Source organism: Mycobacterium sp. 852014-50255_SCH5639931 (assembly GCF_001665605.1).
GTDB lineage: Bacteria > Actinomycetota > Actinomycetes > Mycobacteriales > Mycobacteriaceae > Mycobacterium > Mycobacterium paraffinicum.
Genome location: NZ_LZSV01000035.1, coordinates 98,697 through 114,830 on the forward strand (window position 1 = coordinate 98,697; position 16,134 = coordinate 114,830).

Sequence of the window (16,134 nt, forward strand, 5' to 3'; positions counted from 1 at the left end):
CATGTCACGAGTATAGCTGCGCTTGTTTGCTGCGTCTACTTCAATCCCAGTATCGCGCACCAGCGTTTATGCACGTCAAATATGGTTCCGAGGCTCCCCGATTTTTCGGTGCGTGAACTGAGCGTGAACTGACTGGCCTGCAGGCGCCGACGGGAGTTGTCCGAGTCAGTGGAACCAAATCGCCCTAACGCTGCGTCTGAGTAATTGATCGGCCGCCCCGCACTCTCCCTTGGGACGGCCCGGTCGCTTCATAAGCCCTCGCGTTGTGAGCCAGCCCTCGCGATTCTTCCAGGGAAAGTGTCCCTTTCGGTGCTCCTGGTTGCTCCAGGTCTATGAATGCAGCCCGAAGGACGGGCTGTAACGGCCTAAAAGGAGATCACCATGAAGAACACCACCCGCAAACCGACTCGCATCCACTACGCTGCCACGCTGTTTGGCGCGCTGGCCATCGCCGCGTTGGCCCCTGCCACCGCCTACGCCGAGCCCAACGGGCCCACCGGCCCGAGCAGCGGATGTCACTACACCGACCCTGACGGTTACGACATCCCGATCGACGAGGGCCAGGGCGTCATCGTCGGCGGCAAGCTCGTTACCTGCACCGGCGGGAAAATCGTCGTCAGTGATGCGCCGGCGCGCACGAATCCCCACCGGCCGGTCGCACCGCCCAATCACGCTCCGGTTCTGACCCGGAAAGTGCAAGCCTCGCAAACACACTGAAGCCGTCAACAATTAGCCCAGCATTTCGGGCAGCAGTAGCCGTGTTTTCTGTCGCCGGCGGCAACGAGCCAGCGGAGAGACCTATCAGATTCTCCTATGGGCTGTGAATCATCCAAGAAGGACAACCTCTTTAGTTGTCAGGTGGGTATTCCCAGATGTTTGTGTGGTTCAACTCGTGATGATGCACGCACACCATCTGCTTGCCCTGCCCGTCTGTGGCGGGTGGTGCGCCCAGCGGGCACTGGTCACCCGGCGCCGGCGCCAGCGGTGCGAACACCAGCGCGGCGATCATTGCGAACTTCATACCAAAGACACGATGTCAGCGAAGGATTTGTTCGCCGTCAGCCCCGGTCGATCACGTGCCGGTGTGGGGAGGGCGAACGACCAACTTTCGACACCAGCTCGTCGGCGTCTGCCCGCTCTGCCCTGTTGGTGGTACGCCGACGCAACGACCAGTGTTACGTGGCGCTGTCCTCCCGAGCGCTGACCTCATGCACCAAGTCGGTTCTCGTCATTGCGGGCTCCCTTCCTGGCCGGGTTCTCGCGCTCCTGTAAGCGTTCAAGCACCTTGTCACGTCTCAACTTTCAGCAGTCTGGGCAGAGAACGTCGACGGGACTGTCGCCGCCGCGAAACCCCATGGGGCGCTTGAAATGAGGGGGTCGGTTTAATGCGCTGGCTCTTGAGCCGGGAAGTCGTCTGGGTACCTGGGATCTTGCGATTCAAGACACCGGTGTCACGTGGTGACTCACTGGTATCGCCCGGATGGCTGTCTACTGAAATTGGGTGCCACCTCCGACAAACCACCTACTTCGAGGGGTTGCGGGCTTCCTCGTAGCGGGCTGAAGCCACCAAAGCCACGCTGAGCAGAACCAGCAACGGCACGAACACGAACGGGTACGTGGCGACCGCGGCTAAGCCGATGATCACGCTCGGCACCGTCACCGCTAGCGCGGCCGTGGGATGCCGACCGCTTAGGCTGATGATTCTCGTCAGCGCCGCGGACGCCTCTGCGGCCCGCGGGAGACGATCCGAACGTCGAGCGTACGAGTAACGGGTTTCCAGGCCGCAACCCATGCAGGTGCGCCCATACGAATAGCGGGTTTTGAGGCCACAACCCATGCAGGTTTGGGTGGTCATCCGCCCATGGTCTCATCGTGTCGAGCGGCGTTCGCGACTGGCGCACACCCCCGCGGTCCCGTTCTTGAACCACATTCTCAGGGACGGTGCGCTTCTGCCTTTACGTGCGGCTGACACGGGATGATGACTGGCATGCTGATCCCAGGACAGGCCACGACAGGGAGAATGCGCGCGTGAAGACGAACTCCGGCTACGCCCGGGCCCTCTACACACTGATGGCTGTGCTATTCCTGGCCCTCTTCGTGCTGAATGTCTGCACCCACGGCACGACGCTGGGCCTGATCAGTACCGGAGGCCTCGCCGTGTTGATGGGCTACCGGGCCTGGTTCGGCAAGCGCCAGATAAACCAGTAGTCAACGGGCTGATGTCTAAATTCAGGTCTTCCGCGAACGCGTGAACGCGGCGATAATGCAGCATGCGTTTCATCTATGTCGCTGCGGCGGTCGGCATGGCCATCGTCGTGCCGATTGGGGCGTCGCCGGCTCACGCTGACACGGGCGTCAATGGTTACGTTCAATGCCTAGGCGGCGATGCGAAGCCCCCGCCGCCGGGGGTGAGTGCAGAAGATTGGTTTCCCAGCGTTCATGTCATAGCGACGGATCTCGATGGTGGAATTCCCTCTAACCAAGTAGCGGCAAGATTAGTGGAAATGGGCGTCGCGCCGAACGACGCGGTTAAGCGAGTGCAGTGCTTCATGGCCAACCGGCCGCACTAGCGCCCCCGGAAATCACCGGACAAGCGCAGCTCATTTTTTGAAATATGCTATGCGCCAACGTTTTATGGCCGAATCTGGATTTCACACGCGCTCGGCCTTCATGTCCATGTCGATGGTGCCCTGGCACGCCCCGCTCAAGATGTCGGTGTGCATGATCCCGTCAAGCGACCCGTCGGGTTGGGGCGTGTACCGCACAGTGGCTCGCGCCGGATTCCATTGGATCGTGGTGTCGGGCATCATGCAATCCCACTGAAAATCGTTGGTCTGTGACCAGGCCGTTCCATCCCACGTGAATTGAACCGGCTGCGGAACCGTCGGGTTGCTTGGCGGAGGGCCACTGACGATTGTGGCGACGCACTTTCCGTTCGTGCAGCTCGAGCGGAGACCGTAGGTCTCGGTGTGCTGCACCTCAGGGTTGCCGACCGCCATGCTGGTCCCGGCCTTCGGCCCAACCATGAATGTGATCGCGTACTGGCCGTTCCAGGACGGGTTGTCGGCGAAGGCAGTCGGGGAAAGGGACAGGGCGATCGGGAGCGACGCCGCGCATAAACCGACGAAGATTTTCAAGCTGCCCGAGGCCATCGTTTCTCCTCCGAGTCCCTGACCATTTCCCCAATGGTCGTACCCAGAGCTATCGGCGACAAGCTTTTCGGCGAATTCCTTCGACGTCCCCGTTGGTCCTCGCCTTACCAACCCCACTCGTCAGGATTCAGGACATCCACCGTGAGATCGTTGTCCGCTGGGGCTTTGGTCCCGTAGGCAAAAGTGAGCAGGGTGCGGCCGTCGTCAAGCGGTTCAGTCGCGACGATGGTGGCATGTCCGATCTTCATCCGGATCTTGTCCCCCGCTCCAATTCGTCGACACGTTTCAGCGGCATGCTCGACCCATCAGCAGCAGTGAAACGGCGAATCCTGCGTATACCGTGGTCATCACCGCCATCCTCCCACGGCCTGCAGGGCGCCCGCGGCCACGCGCGGAAAGCTTGTGCAGCTAGGAGATTGGAAGGCCCTGACCCGTCGGTGACCTTCGCTTTTCCCGGCGCGCATCCCTCAGTTCTCTAGGTCGGAGATGGGCCCGCAGCGTCTAGCGGCACCTAATCCGAGGACTTGTCGGAGTCTTCGTCGTCATCGGACTCGTCTTCGTCTTCGTCTTCGTCTTCGTCGTCGTCGTCTTCGTCGTCGGAGTCCTTCGACTCCTTGGAGTCCTTGTCCTTCGAATCCTTATCCTTGGAGTCCTTATCCTTCGACTTCTTGTCCTTCGAGTCCTTGTCCTCGTCGGAATCCTCGGACTTGTCGGAGCGGTCGAGCTTGTCGGCGAATTTCGTCAAGAGCTCCGCAAGTTTGCGGGCTTCATCAGAGTCCAGCGAGTCGTCGAATAATCGCTCGTCGCCCTCCGAGACGCGCTGAAGGTAAACCGCGTTGTCTTTGATGCCGACGTCCCACCGGCCGCCCTCTTGACGAACCATTTGCTGCCGCCTTCCGACTAGTGACCTGATCGCACAACCGACGCGTCCCGCCGCGTTACTGGGTTGTTTACCCACTTGTGCCGGCAACGCCTCACTCGTGTGGGCCCGAATCGATCTAGTGCGTCGGGCCTACGGTGCGATCGGCCGCTTGAAGAAGCATGCGACAGAGAAGGCTCCGCGGTGGTCGGCGTCGAGTCCGACCATCTCCCACCCCAGCCGCCCCAGCTCGTCCGCCCTCAGCTTCATCTCGTCCATGGCGGTGTCCCCCTCCCGGTAATCCCACGTGTATTCCCACTGCTGCGGATACCACTTGCCGTCGGAGGCCAGCCACCAGCCCGGGCCCGGCGAAGGATTGTTCATGTGGTCGTAAGTACCACAGGCCGCGGCGTCCCCGGAACTGGTCTTGGCCCCGGCGGAGTCTAAAAGCCGGTGCGCCTCGACCTCAGCAACTACGGGGCATACGCCCAACCGAGAAAGATGTTTTGCGAATCGTTGGGGCTTGGCCTTATTTCCCGAATGTGCGGCGGAGTGAAGTAGTTGGCGGTGAGGTACTGGCCGTTGCCCTCGCTGAGCATGACGTGGCCAGTGCCGTGATCGAATCCGGGATTGCTCGTAAAAACGAGGGCCCCCTCCGGAATGTTGTCGGCGTTGGTGTGGATCTGCCCTTTACGGTTGAAGTCGTTGAAAGCATCCATCGCCGACGGATATCTGAACGCATGGTTGTAGGCCTGCTCGACGAATGCCTCGCATTGGACCGTGTTATTGGGGTCAGCGGCCATTTGGTCGCGAGCCCACGCCAGAGCATGGGCGGCCGTGTCTTCACCGGCCGCTGAAGCGGGCGTTCCCCCGCCCCCGCCGCAGTCCGGACCGAGGGCATCGAGCGTGCGTGTGTCGATGTCGACATCGGCGACGTAATGGCCGTCAGTTGTCTTGTACCAGAGGCTGTCCCAGCCCCCATTGGCAATCTGGTAGCTGAAGAAGCCCTTCACCGGGTCGCCCGCGGCATGGCACACGAGAGTGAGGACCTGGCCGGCGTTGTAAACGCCTTCTTGGCCCGCCTTCATGTTGGGGCCGTTCATCCGGTTGGTGGTCTGTGCTTTGACGGTCGCAGTCGTATCCGCGTGGGCCGGCGCGGCAGTGGGCAGACCTAACGCAAATACGGCTGCCGTTGCGGCCGCGATTGCTGCTTTCATTGCCCGGTCTTTCTGCCACGTCCCTATGAAATTGATCGGGACGCTACACCAGCGGCAAACGTTATGTGTTTGGAATGGCAGTAAGAACTCCAGCCGCAATTCCTTCAGGAAAACTCGCGGCCATCAGCAATGCCGCCGGCCCGTTAGGGCCGAAGGAACCTAGGGAAAGATAAACTTGGGCGCCAACGGTCGCCATTCGCACTGCCCTTCTTCGCACGAGCGGCCTGCCAACTGACGATCAGCCCCGCGAGTTTCCTTCCGCGAACATGGCGCTGGCGGCGCGCGGCGTGAACCTAGCCCCTTGACAAGCGATTTCGCGTTTCACCCAGCCGGTGCCTCCGCAAGAAGTCTGGTCCCACCCCGGCCCCGCGAAGCTCAGCAGTGCTCCGCCCAGCACCGCTGAAGCGGGCAGTAGGTCGCATGCGCAATGCTCACCATGGATTGGACGTCTCCCAGCGTCACGTTCCTCGGATCTAGGTCGGCGTGCACATTCTGAGCGATCTGGTCGTACGTCCAGCCCCAGCCGATATCGTCGCAGATGAGGCGACCCATCCCGGTCAGAGCGGCGTCGTGGTCAGGCGGCCAACTAAATCCCGCGGCGCGCAGTTGGGCGAGGTAGGCGTCATCGAGTGGATCCGCGGCGGCAATCGCGGCGCTCGCGAACAGAGCCGCGAACGCCATGACGGGGGCGACCAGCCGTGCCGACCAACGAGGAAGCTGCATGGATCCTGTTCCTTTCTCACGCCGGCGACGATGCCGTCAGGGCCGGCTCCCATGCGGGAGGAATAAGAAGAATAGGAAATGCAGGGAAAATGCAGCTTATGGGAAGCTGAATATTCGGATTTGCGAGCACCTATCGCCGGGGTCCCCGGATTAGCGGGCCACCAGTCAGGGAGCGGGCGGCGGAGGCGGCGGCGTCCATCGCCGGCCATCGGTGGTCCACCCACAGGGCAGCCAGTTCAGCTGGGGGCCATCGAACGTCAGGCATTTGGGCGTCCCGGGCGGCGGCGTGGGACCCGGTGAGGGCTTGTCAGCGTGAGCGGTGGCCCCGCTGAGCATTAATGCCCCAACGGCCATAAATATCGCTGCCGACTTCCTCATCGCGGTTCCGGTGAATGGGGATCCACCAAGGCGATTGTCGCTAGCCTTCGGCCTGCGCGTTCACGTTATGAATTTTAGTCGCGCGGTCCTGTTAAAGACCTGGAGAATTCCTGACAATCGGCGGTGACGCGAGCCAAAGTCAACGGGACCAAGTACCCCTACCTACCGCCCAGCTGAATGCGCGATGACGTGCACTACTTGGGGTCATGCACGCTCAACAACTCTGCGCTGCAACGGCTTTCGCCAGAGGAGTACAGTCGCGGGCATGAATTTGGTGGAGTGGCTGAGCGCCCCGCACTCCCTGCGGACGCGGTTGATGATGGAACGACAACCGATAAGAAACCTCGAGATAGAGACCGTGTTCCTCGAAATCTCCCACCGCGACGCGCGGCTGCGGTTCCCGGTGATGCTCATCCTGCTGCCGAGGCGCAATCGCTCACCGCGGGAACAGGCCCCCCGCATCGATCAGGACAAGTGATTCCAGCGCGTCAGGATCGGCGCGTGTGGACCAGCCACGATGCCACGGGTGTGGCGCCGGCCCTCGATCGGGCATGCTTGCACTATGCACATCGTCAACGGCGTCCGTGACCCCGCGGCAAGTTTTCCCCTCGACACCGTCACCGACGATGCGGCCGAGCGCCGGCAGGCCAACCGGGCTGTCGCCGTCAGCGCCGTCGGCCTGGCGCTGACCGGTCTCATCGAATTGGCCATCGCGCTGCTGTCCGGCTCGGTGGCATTGCTCGGCGACGCGCTACACAACCTGTCGGACGTCTCCACCAGCATCCTGGTGTTCGTCGGCTTTCGGGCGTCGCGCAAAGTCCCCACCGAGCGCTACCCCTACGGCTACGAACGCGCCGAAGACCTCGCCGGAATCGGTGTGGCCCTGGTCATTTGGGGCAGCGCCGCCGTCGCCGCCTACGAGAGCATCAACAAGCTGCTCCGGCACGGCGGCACGCAATACGTGGGCTGGGGCATTGCCGCGGCCATCGTGGGAATCGCGGGCAATCAGCTGGTGGCCCGCTACAAGTTGGTGGTGGGCAAGCGGATTCGCTCGGCGACCATGGTGGCCGACGCCAAGCACTCCTGGCTGGACGCGTTGTCATCGGCCGGGGCGATGCTGGGGCTGATCGGGGTGGCGCTCGGCTGGGCCTGGGCCGACGCGATTGCCGGAATCGTCGTCACCGGATTCATCTGCCACGTCGGCTGGGAGGTGACCGCCGACATCGCTCACCGCCTGCTCGACGGCGTGGACCCCGACATCATCACGACCGCCGAGGCCGTCGCCGCCACGGTGCCGGGCGTCACCCACGCGCACGCCCGGGCCCGCTGGACCGGCCGGACATTGCGCGTCGAGGTGGAAGGCTTCCTCTCCCCCGAGACTCCCCTGGCCGCGGCCGACCAAACTGGCCGCCTGGTTGCCGCCGCCCTGGCGCCGAAGATCCCCGAGATGCACAACTTCACCTGGACCGCGCGGGCCGCCTAAAGCGCGCGCTCAGTCCCGGCGGAATCGCTCCCGCAGCTGTGGGTCGTTTTCCCACCACAGCCCGGACGGTGCGACGCTTTGGTCCTCGGCGCTTTCCGCGTTGTCCAACTCGGTGTCCACCCGCGCCGCGTGCGCCTTCTCGTTGGGCGCGGTCTAGACGCCGACGCTCAGTTGCCGGGTTGCCCCTCGGGCTTGGGGCCACGGTCCTCGCCGGTGATGTACTTCGGGCAGTAATGGGCAGAAGCCAGGTACGTGAACTTGGCCGCGCTGGCACCCTGGAAAGCCGGATTCTGGTTGCGGAGTTGCGTCACGACCTCCGCGGACGACTGTCCGTTGTCGAGCAGGTCACACACCGACTTGGCGATGGTGACCGCGTTGCCGCCGTCCTGGTAGGTGATGCCGGCGTCGCGCAGGTCTTTGAGGAAGTCCTGATCGTTGTCGATGTCGGCATACGCGGGCGCGGCCAGGCCGATTGCGGCGACGCTCGTCAGCACCAGTAGAAATCGCATAACGCAGCGATTGTCGCAGACCTGTTGGGGAATAGCACCTCGCCGGGCAAACGGCGGGTGAACTCTCCCCCGGCCCCGCGGCTACGCCGCGGGCGCGCGGGAGAAGCGCAGGGCGGGGCGGCGCAGCGTCAACGCGTCGGGCAGCGCTCCGACCTGCCGGCGCTCCGCGGGTTCCCAGATGTCGCCGTCGAGGACGCCGGGCAGGCCTGCCTGGCTGGCAATGAAAACCGGCGCGACGCCTTGCAGGAACTGCCGGTGGTAATCCCTGAGCGCCGCGAACGCCCACTTCCCCAGCAGGCAGATGGTGAGCAGGTTCGCGATGGCCATCACCGCCATGGTCAGATCGGCAAGCGCCCATACCAACGTGAGCTTGGCCAGGGCCCCGAAGATGATGGACAGCAGCGTGACCACCTTCAGCACGTTGGCCGCCAGGCGCCGGCCGCCCAGGTAGAACAGATTGGCCTCGGCGACCACATAATTGCTCAGCACCGAGGCGAACGCGAAGACGAACACGACCGCCGTCATCAACACCGTGGTCCACGAACCGAGATCGGCGGCGACCGCCGACTCCGTCAGGCTCGCACCGGCAATCGATCCCAGGCGGGCCGGGTTGTAGGTTTCAGGACCCGACAGCAGCACGATGAATGCCGTCGCCGTGCAGATCACCATCGTGTCGACGAACACGGCGAGCGACTGAATCAGCCCCTGCTCCACCGGATGTGCCACGGTCGCGGCGCCGGCGATATTGGGCGAACTGCCCATCCCCGCCTCACAGGCGAACAGGCCGCGCTTGACGCCGGTGAACATCGCGGCGAGCACACCGCCCGCGAAACCGCCTGCCATTTGCCGGATTCCGAATGCGCCGCCGATGATCTCCTTGATCACCATCGGCAGTTCGGTGATGTTGACGGCCACAATTCCCAGCGCGAGCAGCGTGTACACCAGCGCCACCACCGGAAGCACGGATCCCGCAAACTGGGCGACCCGTCGCACGCCACCGAAAAGCACGGGCGCCGCCAGCACCGCCAAAACGACTGTCGTCCAACCGAGCCCGATGCCGTGCGACGATTGCAAGACCCCGCTGATCGCGTTGGTCTCCACCATGTTGAACGCGGTGGAGAAGGTGACCACCAACAGCATGGCGAACACGACGCCGCCTGCGCGTGACCGCAGCCCGCGTTGGATGTAGAACGCGGGACCGCCACGGAAGGCGCCGTCGTCCGAGCGGACTTTGAAGATCTGGGCCAGGGTGGCTTCGATCACCGCCGTGGCCATGCCGACCGCTGCCACCACCCACATCCAGAAGACGGCACCGGGCCCGCCGACGGTCAGCGCGATCGCGACGCCGGCGATATTTCCGGTGCCCACCCGCGACGCGAGACCCACACAGAACGCCTGGAACGACGAGATCCCGCCGTCGTCGTGGTGGCGCGCTCGGCGGAGCTGGCGAAGCATGCGCCCGAAGTAGCGGATCTGAATGAATCGGGTGCGCACCGTGAAATAGATGCCGCCACCGATCAGCAAATAGATCAAGACGTGCGTATTGAGGATGTTGCTAAGGGGTTCGACCAACTGCTGCTGAAGGAAGTCCAACCCCTGCTTCCTTTCGACTACGGCCGCTGTCCGTCGCCGAAATGGTATGGGCGAATTGTTGATTACAGGTTTCGTTCACTCGCCGTTAGCGGGCGGATATGTAAAAAGCGCATCACATTCGCCACCGGGTCCACCCCTACGAGGCGGCGGTGGGCGCCGAAAGCGCTTGGGGACAATACGAGTTGGCGGCGATTGCCGCGAACCGGGTGGCGTCGTCCCCCTGAAGCCCACGATTGAGCATCTGAATCATCCGGACGACGTCCGAAAGCTGCGAGCCCTCGCTCACCAACTTGCAGACCGACCTGCCGGACGTAATCGCCTGATCCGGGTCCGAATATGACAGGCCCGCCGCGTGCACCGTGGCGAGGAATGCGTCGTCGCTGCTGTCGGCGCGCGCGGGACCGGCCAGGCCGATCGCGGCCGCAACACCGAGCGAAATCAGAAGTAGCCTCACGGCTCACAGATCGTTCCAGAGCTGCGGCCGGCCCGCATCTCGTAGCGCGGATCGGTCGCTCAGGAGCTGCCGGTCGCGGTCGTCGTGGTGGTCGACGAGATCGCGTCCGGACAGTAGGCGCTCGCCGCGATCGCGGTGAATTTCTCCGCTTTTTCCTCGGTCAGTGCGGCTGCCTTGGAGGTCATCGCCTTCGCGATATCCGCCATCGCCGTGCCGCTGCCTGCCGCCGAGCACACGTAGTGGGCGGCCTGGATAACCTGCGCCGGGTCGTTATAGGTGAAGCCGGCCGAATTCAGCGACGCAAGGAACGCGTCGTCGGTGTCGTCGGCGTGCGCGGGAACGGCCAAGCCAATCACGGCCGCAACACTGGAAATCGTCAGAACAAGCTTCATAAATTCGAAATCGTCCCAGACGCGCGGGCGGTTCGCCGCTGGCGAAACAATTGTTAACAATCGTCAACCTTTGGTTGACAGCCACACTTACGTCAACCTATCGTTGACGGCATGCCCGACCCGACCCGCATCGCCTACCCCGTCCGCCTCGACGAGCTGATCGGCGCCATCAAATCGGTCCACACCGACGCGCTGGATCAACTGGCCGACGCCGTGCTGGCCGCCGAGCACCTGGGCGAGGTCGCCGACCACCTCATCGGGCATTTCGTCGATCAGGCCCGCCGATCCGGGGCGTCGTGGACCGACATCGGCAAGAGCATGGGCGTCACCAAACAGGCCGCCCAGAAGCGGTTCGTGCCGCGCGCCGAGCCGGCCACCCTGGACCCCGAACAGGGCTTCGGCCGCTTCACCCCGCGGGCGCGCGGCGCCGTGGTGGCGGCCCAGAACGCCGCTCACGAGGCGGCCAACAACGAGATCACCCCCGAGCACCTGCTCCTCGGCCTCCTCGACGATCCGGCCGCGCTGGCCACGGTGTTGCTGCACCTGCAAAAGGTCGACACCGAAGCGCTGCGCGCCGCGGTCGAACTGCCCCCGCCCAGCAGCGGGACTCCCGACCTCATCCCGTTCAGCGGCCCGGCGCGCAAAGTCCTCGAGCTCACCTTCCGGGAAGCACTTCGTTTGGGCCACAACTACATTGGGACTGAGCATCTGCTGCTGGCCCTGCTCGAGTTGGAGGAAGCCTCCTCCGACGAGGGACCGCTGCGCCGATGCGGTGTCGACAAGGCCCGTGTGGAGGCCGATTTGATCAAGGCGCTGGAATCGCTCGGCGGCGGCAAGACCGACCGCGCGGACGGCTGATCGGGTGTGGTCTGACCCCTCCCGGCCGCCTCACCGCGTGTGCGATCATTCGATGGTCCCCTTCCAAGGGTGCTAGGAGGCGAAGATGCACCGCTGGCTGGTCGTCCTGTCCGCGTTTCTCGTCGCCGCGGCGAGCGCCACCGCCGTCGCCGGACTTCCCGCTCCCCGCGCCTGGGCCGGCGATGCCCCGATCGGCCACATCGGGGACACGCTGCGGGTGGACACCGGCACCTACGTTGCCGACGTCACCGTCACCGGCGTGTCACCCTGTGACCCACCCCCCGGATTCGGCTACACGCGCGAAGGCACCTATAAGGGCTTCCCGGGCAGCACCGTCGAGCGTGCCGACGTGGTCGTCCGCGCGGTCCGGGTACCCAATCCGTTCATCATGGCCACCAACTTCAGCTTCGACGGCGTGACCCCGTTCGCCGACGCCTACAAGCCACGAGCCACCGATGCGCCCGACGCCCTCGACAACGTGCTCACCAACGCGCCGAACGGGGCGATCGTGCGCGGCGAGGTGTATTGGGACGCCTACCGTGATCCCGTCTCCACCGTGGTGTTGCTGGACAAGAAGACGGGCTACCACCTCGCGCAGTGGAACCTCTGACACGCGTCGTAACAACGAACTCGGTTGACGTTCAACAGCTTGCCGGCATTGCCGCGCGCACATTCCCGTTAGCCTGCCCCGCATCGATGGCGCCGGCGAACATCGCAGCATTCGTCGAGGCCAACCTGTCGCCAGACCGCTTCGCCGAATACCTGGCCGATCCGCAACGCGCGGTCCTGACCGCGGCGGACGACGACCGAATCGTCGGTTACGCCATGCTGATTCGCGACGGTGACGCCGCCGAGCTGTCCAAGATCTACGTTGCGCCCGAGCACCACGGCAGCGGGGTCGCCACCGCGCTGATGGACCTCGCGCTGGCCACGGCCCGCGAATGGGGCGCGCGCCGCGTGTGGCTGGGCGTCAATCAGGCAAACCAACGCGCACAGCGGTTCTACGCCAAGAGCGGCTTCACGGTCAGCGGCACGCGGACTTTTCAGGTCGGCGCCGGGCGCGAGAACGACTTCGTCATGACCCACGTGCTTCGTTGACGCCAGCCGTCAGTGCCAGGAGCCGAGACATGGCCCGCAGATACTTCTTTCGGTATCCGCCGGCCAGCATCTCCTCGCTGAAGATGGTGTCCAGCTTCGCGCCCGAGGCCACCACCGGCACGCCGGCGTCATAGAGCCGGTCGGTAAGCGCCACCAGCCGCAGCGCGACGTTCTGGTCATCGATTCCGTGCACGCCCGTCAGAAACACGGCGGTCACTCCCTCGATGAGGGTCAGATACCGCGACGGGTGCATGGTGGCCAGGTGCGCGCACAACGCGTCGAAATCATCGAGCGTCGCGCCGTCGACCCGTGCGGCGCGCTCGGCCACCTCTTCGTCCGACAGCGGCTGCGGCGCCGGCGGCAAGCCGCGGTGCCGATAGTCGGGACCCTCGATCCGCACGATAGCGAAAATGCCTGCCAGCGTGTTGATTTCCCGGAGGAAGTCCTGGGCGGCGAATCGGCCCTGGCCGAGCTGCTCGGGCAGCGTATTGGAGGTGGCCGCCACCGACACCCCCCGCTCGACCAGTGACGAGAGCAGCCGCGAGATCAGCGTGGTGTTGCCGGGATCGTCCAGCTCGAACTCGTCGATGCACACCGCGGTGTAGTCGGCCAGCAGGTCGACGCATTCGGCGAAACCGAACACCCCGGCCAACTGTGTCAGTTCCCCAAAAGTTGCGAAGGCCTTGGGATTTGACGACTCCGGCCCGTCTCCGGGCAGCTCGTAGTAGGCGGACGCGAGCAGGTGGGTCTTGCCCACGCCGAAGCCGCCGTCCAGGTACAACCCGACACCGGGCAGAACCGCCCGTCGGCCCAACATTTTTCGCCGGCCCGCCCGTCGTTCCACGGCCTGCCGGCAGAAGTCCCGGCATGCCACGACGGCGGCGGCCTGCGTCGGCTCGGCCGGATCGGGCTGGTACGTCGCGAAGCTCACGTCGGCGAACGTTGGGGGCGGCCTCAATTGAGCGATCAACCGCTCGGGCGAGACGGTCGGATGCCGATCCACCAGGTGCGCCACTCGCGTGGACGGGGACCCGTGCATGCCAGAACTGTAACGGCGTGCTGCAATCGACCTCATGTCCCTTCCCGAGACGCCGCTGTCGCTGCTCGGATCGATACGCGAAGTCGACGACGGTGAACTCCCCCGGCTCTACGGCTACCCCGAAACCGACGGGACATGGGTGCGGGCCAATTTCATCACCAGCGTGGACGGTGGGGCCACCTCCGGCGGCAGCAGCGGAACGATGGGCGGTCCCGGCGACCGATTCGTCTTCAACCTGCTGCGTGAGCTCGCCGACGTCATCGTGGTCGGCGCGGGCACCGTGCGGGTCGAGGGCTATTCCGGCGCGCAGCTGAGCGTCGCCCAGCGCCAGCAGCGGCAGGCCCGCGGGCAAAGCGAGGTCCCGCCACTGGCGATCGTCACCAAGTCGGGTCGCCTCGACCGCGACATGGCGGTGTTCACCAGGACCGAGGTTCCACCGCTGGTCCTCACCTGCGCGGCGGCCGCAGCCCCGGCGCGCCGGCTGCTCACTGACCTGTGCGAAGTGATCGACTGCTCCGGGAGCGACCCGGGCGATGTCGACGAGGCCGTCATGCTGGCGACCCTCGGCGCTCGCGGGATGCGCCGCGTCCTGACCGAGGGCGGGCCGATGCTGCTCGATTCGTTGATCCAGCGCGACATGCTCGACGAGCTCTGCCTGACCATCGCGCCCTACATCGTCGGCGGGCTGGCCCGGCGCATCGCGACGGGCCCCAGCCAGCTGCTCACCCGGATGCGCTGTGCCCACGTTTTGACCGACGACGCCGGTTACCTGTACACCCGCTACGTCAAGGCCTAGCTACTGTGGTCGACATGAGTCGGCAGATCACGTTCGCCACGATCTTGATTGCGGCGACCACCGTGGTGGCCGGCTGCGTCCCGGGCCTGGCCGCCGACCCGCGCTTCGCCACCAACTCCGGCGCCAAACCCCAGGGTGCGGCCACCGCCAAGCCGCCCCCCAGCGGCCCGCCGCCGCTCGCCGCCCCCAAGAACGACCTGCCGTGGCACGACTGCACGTCGCGGGTGTTCGGCGACGCCGCGGTGCCGCCCGCGGCCGGGGTCCAGCTGGATTGCGCGAACTACGACGCCGACCTGGACCCGAACGGCGGCGGAACCGGCACCGTGAGCGTCGGCGTGGTCCGCGCCCGCTCGAACCAGACGCCGCGCGACGCGGGCCCACTGGTCTTCACCACAGGCTCGGACCTGCCGTCTTCGGCGCAGTTGCCGGTCTGGCTGTCCCGGGGCGGCGCCGACGTGCTGCAGACCCACCCGATCGTCGCCGTCGACCGTCGCGGCATGGGCATGTCGAACCCGATCGACTGCCGGGACACCTCCGACCGGCAAATCATGCGCGATCAGGCGCAGTTCCAGACCGGCGACGACCCCGTCGCCAACCTGTCGGACGTCGCGAACAACGCCACCACCAGCTGCACCGACGCCATCGCGCCGGGTGCGTCCGCCTACGACAACGCCCACGCCGCCTCGGACATCGAGCGACTGCGGTCGCTGTGGGACGTGCCGGCGGTCGCGCTTGTCGGGATCGGCAATGGCGCGCAGGTGGCGCTGGCCTACGCCGCGGCGCGACCCGACAAGGTCGCCCGGCTGATACTCGACTCGCCAGTTGCGTTGGGCGCCAGCGCCGAAGCCGCCGCCGAGCAACAGGTCAAGGGCCAGCAGGCCGCGCTCGATGCATTCGCCGCCCAGTGCCTCGCGGTGAATTGCGCGCTGGGTTCCGACCCTAAGGGCGCCGTCAGCGGGATGCTGGCGGACGCCCGCGCCGGCAAGGGGCCCGCCGGGGCGTCGGTGGCCCAGCTGGCGAGCGCCATCACCGTCGCGCTTGGCTTTCCCTCGGGCGGCCGCGTCAACGCCACCACCAGCCTGGCCAACGCTCTGGCATCCGCCCGGTCCGGTGACACCAATCAGCTGACCAACCTGATCAACCACGCCGACGCCACCGAGGACTCCGACGGCCAGTTCGTCAATACCTGCAGCGACGCCGTCAACCGCCCGACCCCGGACCGCGTGCGCGAACTGGTCGTGGCGTGGGCCAAGCTGTACCCGCAGTTCGGCACCGTCGCGGCGCTCAACATGGTCAAGTGTGTGCACTGGCCCACCGGCTCGCCGCCGGCGCCGCCGAAATCGTTGAAGGTCGACGTCCTATTGCTGGGCGTGCAGAACGACCCGATCGTCGGCACCGAAGGGGTCGCGGCGACGGCGGCCACCGTCATCAACGCCAACGCGGCCAGCAAGCGGGTGATGTGGCAAGGCATCGGACACGGCGCCAGCATCTACTCGAGCTGCGCGGTCCCCCCGCTGATCGGCTACGTCAACAGCGGCAAACTGCCCGGCACCGACACGTACTGTCCCGCCTGATTTTCCGGC

Annotated in this window: 23 protein-coding genes and 1 pseudogene; 10 read left to right on the forward strand and 14 right to left on the reverse strand. The window is 65.2% G+C overall.

Annotated elements, in window-relative coordinates; genetic code table 11:
* The first annotated feature begins 381 nt into the window (after window positions 1-381).
* Window positions 382-717 (forward strand): hypothetical protein, encoded by a 336-nt coding sequence (locus tag A5758_RS21375; protein ID WP_067744137.1) that lies wholly within the window; start codon window positions 382-384, stop codon window positions 715-717.
* Between the two features lie 130 nt (window positions 718-847).
* Here A5758_RS21375 and A5758_RS25930 read toward each other — a convergent pair whose 3' ends face one another.
* Window positions 848-1,021 (reverse strand): hypothetical protein, encoded by a 174-nt coding sequence (locus A5758_RS25930; RefSeq protein WP_156622736.1) that lies wholly within the window; start codon window positions 1,019-1,021, stop codon window positions 848-850.
* Window positions 1,022-1,522: 501 nt separating this feature from the next.
* Window positions 1,523-1,855, reverse strand: a complete 333-nt coding sequence (locus A5758_RS21380) for a hypothetical protein (RefSeq protein WP_067207827.1) — start codon at window positions 1,853-1,855, stop codon at window positions 1,523-1,525.
* Between the two features lie 173 nt (window positions 1,856-2,028).
* Here A5758_RS21380 and A5758_RS21385 point away from each other — a divergent pair, with 173 nt between their 5' ends.
* Together A5758_RS21385 and A5758_RS26590 are read left to right on the forward strand one after the other, a co-directional pair.
* The gene (locus tag A5758_RS21385; RefSeq protein ID WP_067744141.1) at window positions 2,029-2,208 is read left to right on the forward strand and encodes a hypothetical protein; all 180 of its coding nucleotides are present in this window, start codon (window positions 2,029-2,031) and stop codon (window positions 2,206-2,208) included.
* A gap of 62 nt (window positions 2,209-2,270) precedes the next feature.
* Window positions 2,271-2,570, forward strand: a complete 300-nt coding sequence (locus A5758_RS26590; RefSeq protein WP_082939795.1) for a hypothetical protein — start codon at window positions 2,271-2,273, stop codon at window positions 2,568-2,570.
* 81 nt (window positions 2,571-2,651) lie between these two features.
* Here A5758_RS26590 and A5758_RS21390 read toward each other — a convergent pair whose 3' ends face one another.
* The 6 genes from A5758_RS21390 to A5758_RS21410 all read right to left on the reverse strand — a co-directional run bounded on the left by A5758_RS21390 (window position 2,652) and on the right by A5758_RS21410 (window position 5,909).
* Window positions 2,652-3,152, reverse strand: a complete 501-nt coding sequence (locus A5758_RS21390) for a hypothetical protein (RefSeq protein ID WP_067744144.1) — start codon at window positions 3,150-3,152, stop codon at window positions 2,652-2,654.
* 104 nt (window positions 3,153-3,256) lie between these two features.
* Complete coding sequence (locus A5758_RS26110; protein WP_197504010.1) at window positions 3,257-3,400, reverse strand: hypothetical protein; 144 nt, start codon at window positions 3,398-3,400, stop codon at window positions 3,257-3,259.
* Between the two features lie 263 nt (window positions 3,401-3,663).
* A complete protein-coding gene (locus A5758_RS21395; RefSeq protein WP_067744146.1) occupies window positions 3,664-4,035 on the reverse strand; it encodes a hypothetical protein in 372 nt (123 codons plus the stop codon).
* Between the two features lie 129 nt (window positions 4,036-4,164).
* On the reverse strand, window positions 4,165-4,395 hold the full coding sequence (locus A5758_RS21400; RefSeq protein WP_067199165.1) for a hypothetical protein: 231 nt from the start codon (window positions 4,393-4,395) through the stop codon (window positions 4,165-4,167).
* A gap of 89 nt (window positions 4,396-4,484) precedes the next feature.
* Window positions 4,485-5,228 (reverse strand): hypothetical protein, encoded by a 744-nt coding sequence (locus A5758_RS21405; RefSeq protein WP_156622737.1) that lies wholly within the window; start codon window positions 5,226-5,228, stop codon window positions 4,485-4,487.
* 375 nt (window positions 5,229-5,603) lie between these two features.
* On the reverse strand, window positions 5,604-5,909 hold the full coding sequence (locus tag A5758_RS21410) for a DUF732 domain-containing protein (RefSeq protein WP_082939809.1): 306 nt from the start codon (window positions 5,907-5,909) through the stop codon (window positions 5,604-5,606).
* Between the two features lie 685 nt (window positions 5,910-6,594).
* Between A5758_RS21410 and A5758_RS21415 the strand changes: the two genes are divergently transcribed.
* Window positions 6,595-6,807 carry a hypothetical protein gene (locus tag A5758_RS21415; protein ID WP_067744154.1) on the forward strand — a complete coding sequence of 71 codons (213 nt, stop codon included), beginning with the start codon at window positions 6,595-6,597 and terminating at the stop codon, window positions 6,805-6,807.
* 84 nt (window positions 6,808-6,891) lie between these two features.
* Window positions 6,892-7,812: a cation diffusion facilitator family transporter gene (locus A5758_RS21420; protein ID WP_067199176.1), complete on the forward strand. Its 921-nt coding sequence runs from the start codon at window positions 6,892-6,894 to the stop codon at window positions 7,810-7,812.
* Between the two features lie 9 nt (window positions 7,813-7,821).
* Here A5758_RS21420 and A5758_RS26595 read toward each other — a convergent pair.
* The 5 genes and pseudogenes from A5758_RS26595 to A5758_RS21440 form a co-directional block, all read right to left on the reverse strand.
* Window positions 7,822-7,956: pseudogene (locus A5758_RS26595) on the reverse strand (cytochrome c oxidase assembly protein); the annotation flags it as partial.
* Between the two features lie 23 nt (window positions 7,957-7,979).
* Window positions 7,980-8,321: a DUF732 domain-containing protein gene (locus A5758_RS21425; protein ID WP_067744157.1), complete on the reverse strand. Its 342-nt coding sequence runs from the start codon at window positions 8,319-8,321 to the stop codon at window positions 7,980-7,982.
* An 81-nt stretch (window positions 8,322-8,402) separates the two neighbouring features.
* Window positions 8,403-9,914, reverse strand: a complete 1,512-nt coding sequence (locus A5758_RS21430) for a sodium:alanine symporter family protein (protein ID WP_067744160.1) — start codon at window positions 9,912-9,914, stop codon at window positions 8,403-8,405.
* 136 nt (window positions 9,915-10,050) lie between these two features.
* Entirely contained in the window at window positions 10,051-10,368 is a 318-nt protein-coding gene (locus A5758_RS21435) for a DUF732 domain-containing protein (RefSeq protein ID WP_067744163.1), read from the reverse strand.
* A gap of 59 nt (window positions 10,369-10,427) precedes the next feature.
* Entirely contained in the window at window positions 10,428-10,820 is a 393-nt protein-coding gene (locus A5758_RS21440) for a DUF732 domain-containing protein (RefSeq protein ID WP_231987376.1), read from the reverse strand.
* A gap of 51 nt (window positions 10,821-10,871) precedes the next feature.
* Here A5758_RS21440 and A5758_RS21445 point away from each other — a divergent pair, with 51 nt between their 5' ends.
* From A5758_RS21445 to A5758_RS21455, 3 genes are all read left to right on the forward strand, one after another.
* Complete coding sequence (locus A5758_RS21445; protein WP_067744166.1) at window positions 10,872-11,618, forward strand: Clp protease N-terminal domain-containing protein; 747 nt, start codon at window positions 10,872-10,874, stop codon at window positions 11,616-11,618.
* An 85-nt stretch (window positions 11,619-11,703) separates the two neighbouring features.
* Window positions 11,704-12,228, forward strand: a complete 525-nt coding sequence (locus A5758_RS21450; RefSeq protein ID WP_067744176.1) for a hypothetical protein — start codon at window positions 11,704-11,706, stop codon at window positions 12,226-12,228.
* Entirely contained in the window at window positions 12,216-12,716 is a 501-nt protein-coding gene (locus A5758_RS21455) for a GNAT family N-acetyltransferase (RefSeq protein WP_067744179.1), read from the forward strand. The genes A5758_RS21450 and A5758_RS21455 overlap by 13 nt, the downstream gene beginning before the upstream one ends.
* Here A5758_RS21455 and zapE read toward each other — a convergent pair.
* A complete protein-coding gene (gene zapE / locus A5758_RS21460) occupies window positions 12,694-13,791 on the reverse strand; it encodes a cell division protein ZapE (RefSeq protein WP_156622738.1) in 1,098 nt (365 codons plus the stop codon). The two genes, A5758_RS21455 and zapE, sit on opposite strands and share 23 nt — an antisense overlap.
* On the opposite strand from zapE, the gene A5758_RS21465 reads away from it, so the two are divergent.
* A complete protein-coding gene (locus A5758_RS21465) occupies window positions 13,790-14,551 on the forward strand; it encodes a pyrimidine reductase family protein (RefSeq protein WP_067744185.1) in 762 nt (253 codons plus the stop codon). The genes zapE and A5758_RS21465 overlap by 2 nt on opposite strands.
* A 14-nt stretch (window positions 14,552-14,565) precedes the next feature.
* Window positions 14,566-16,125 carry an alpha/beta hydrolase gene (locus A5758_RS21470; protein ID WP_067744188.1) on the forward strand — a complete coding sequence of 520 codons (1,560 nt, stop codon included), beginning with the start codon at window positions 14,566-14,568 and terminating at the stop codon, window positions 16,123-16,125.
* The last annotated feature ends 9 nt before the right edge of the window (window positions 16,126-16,134 follow it).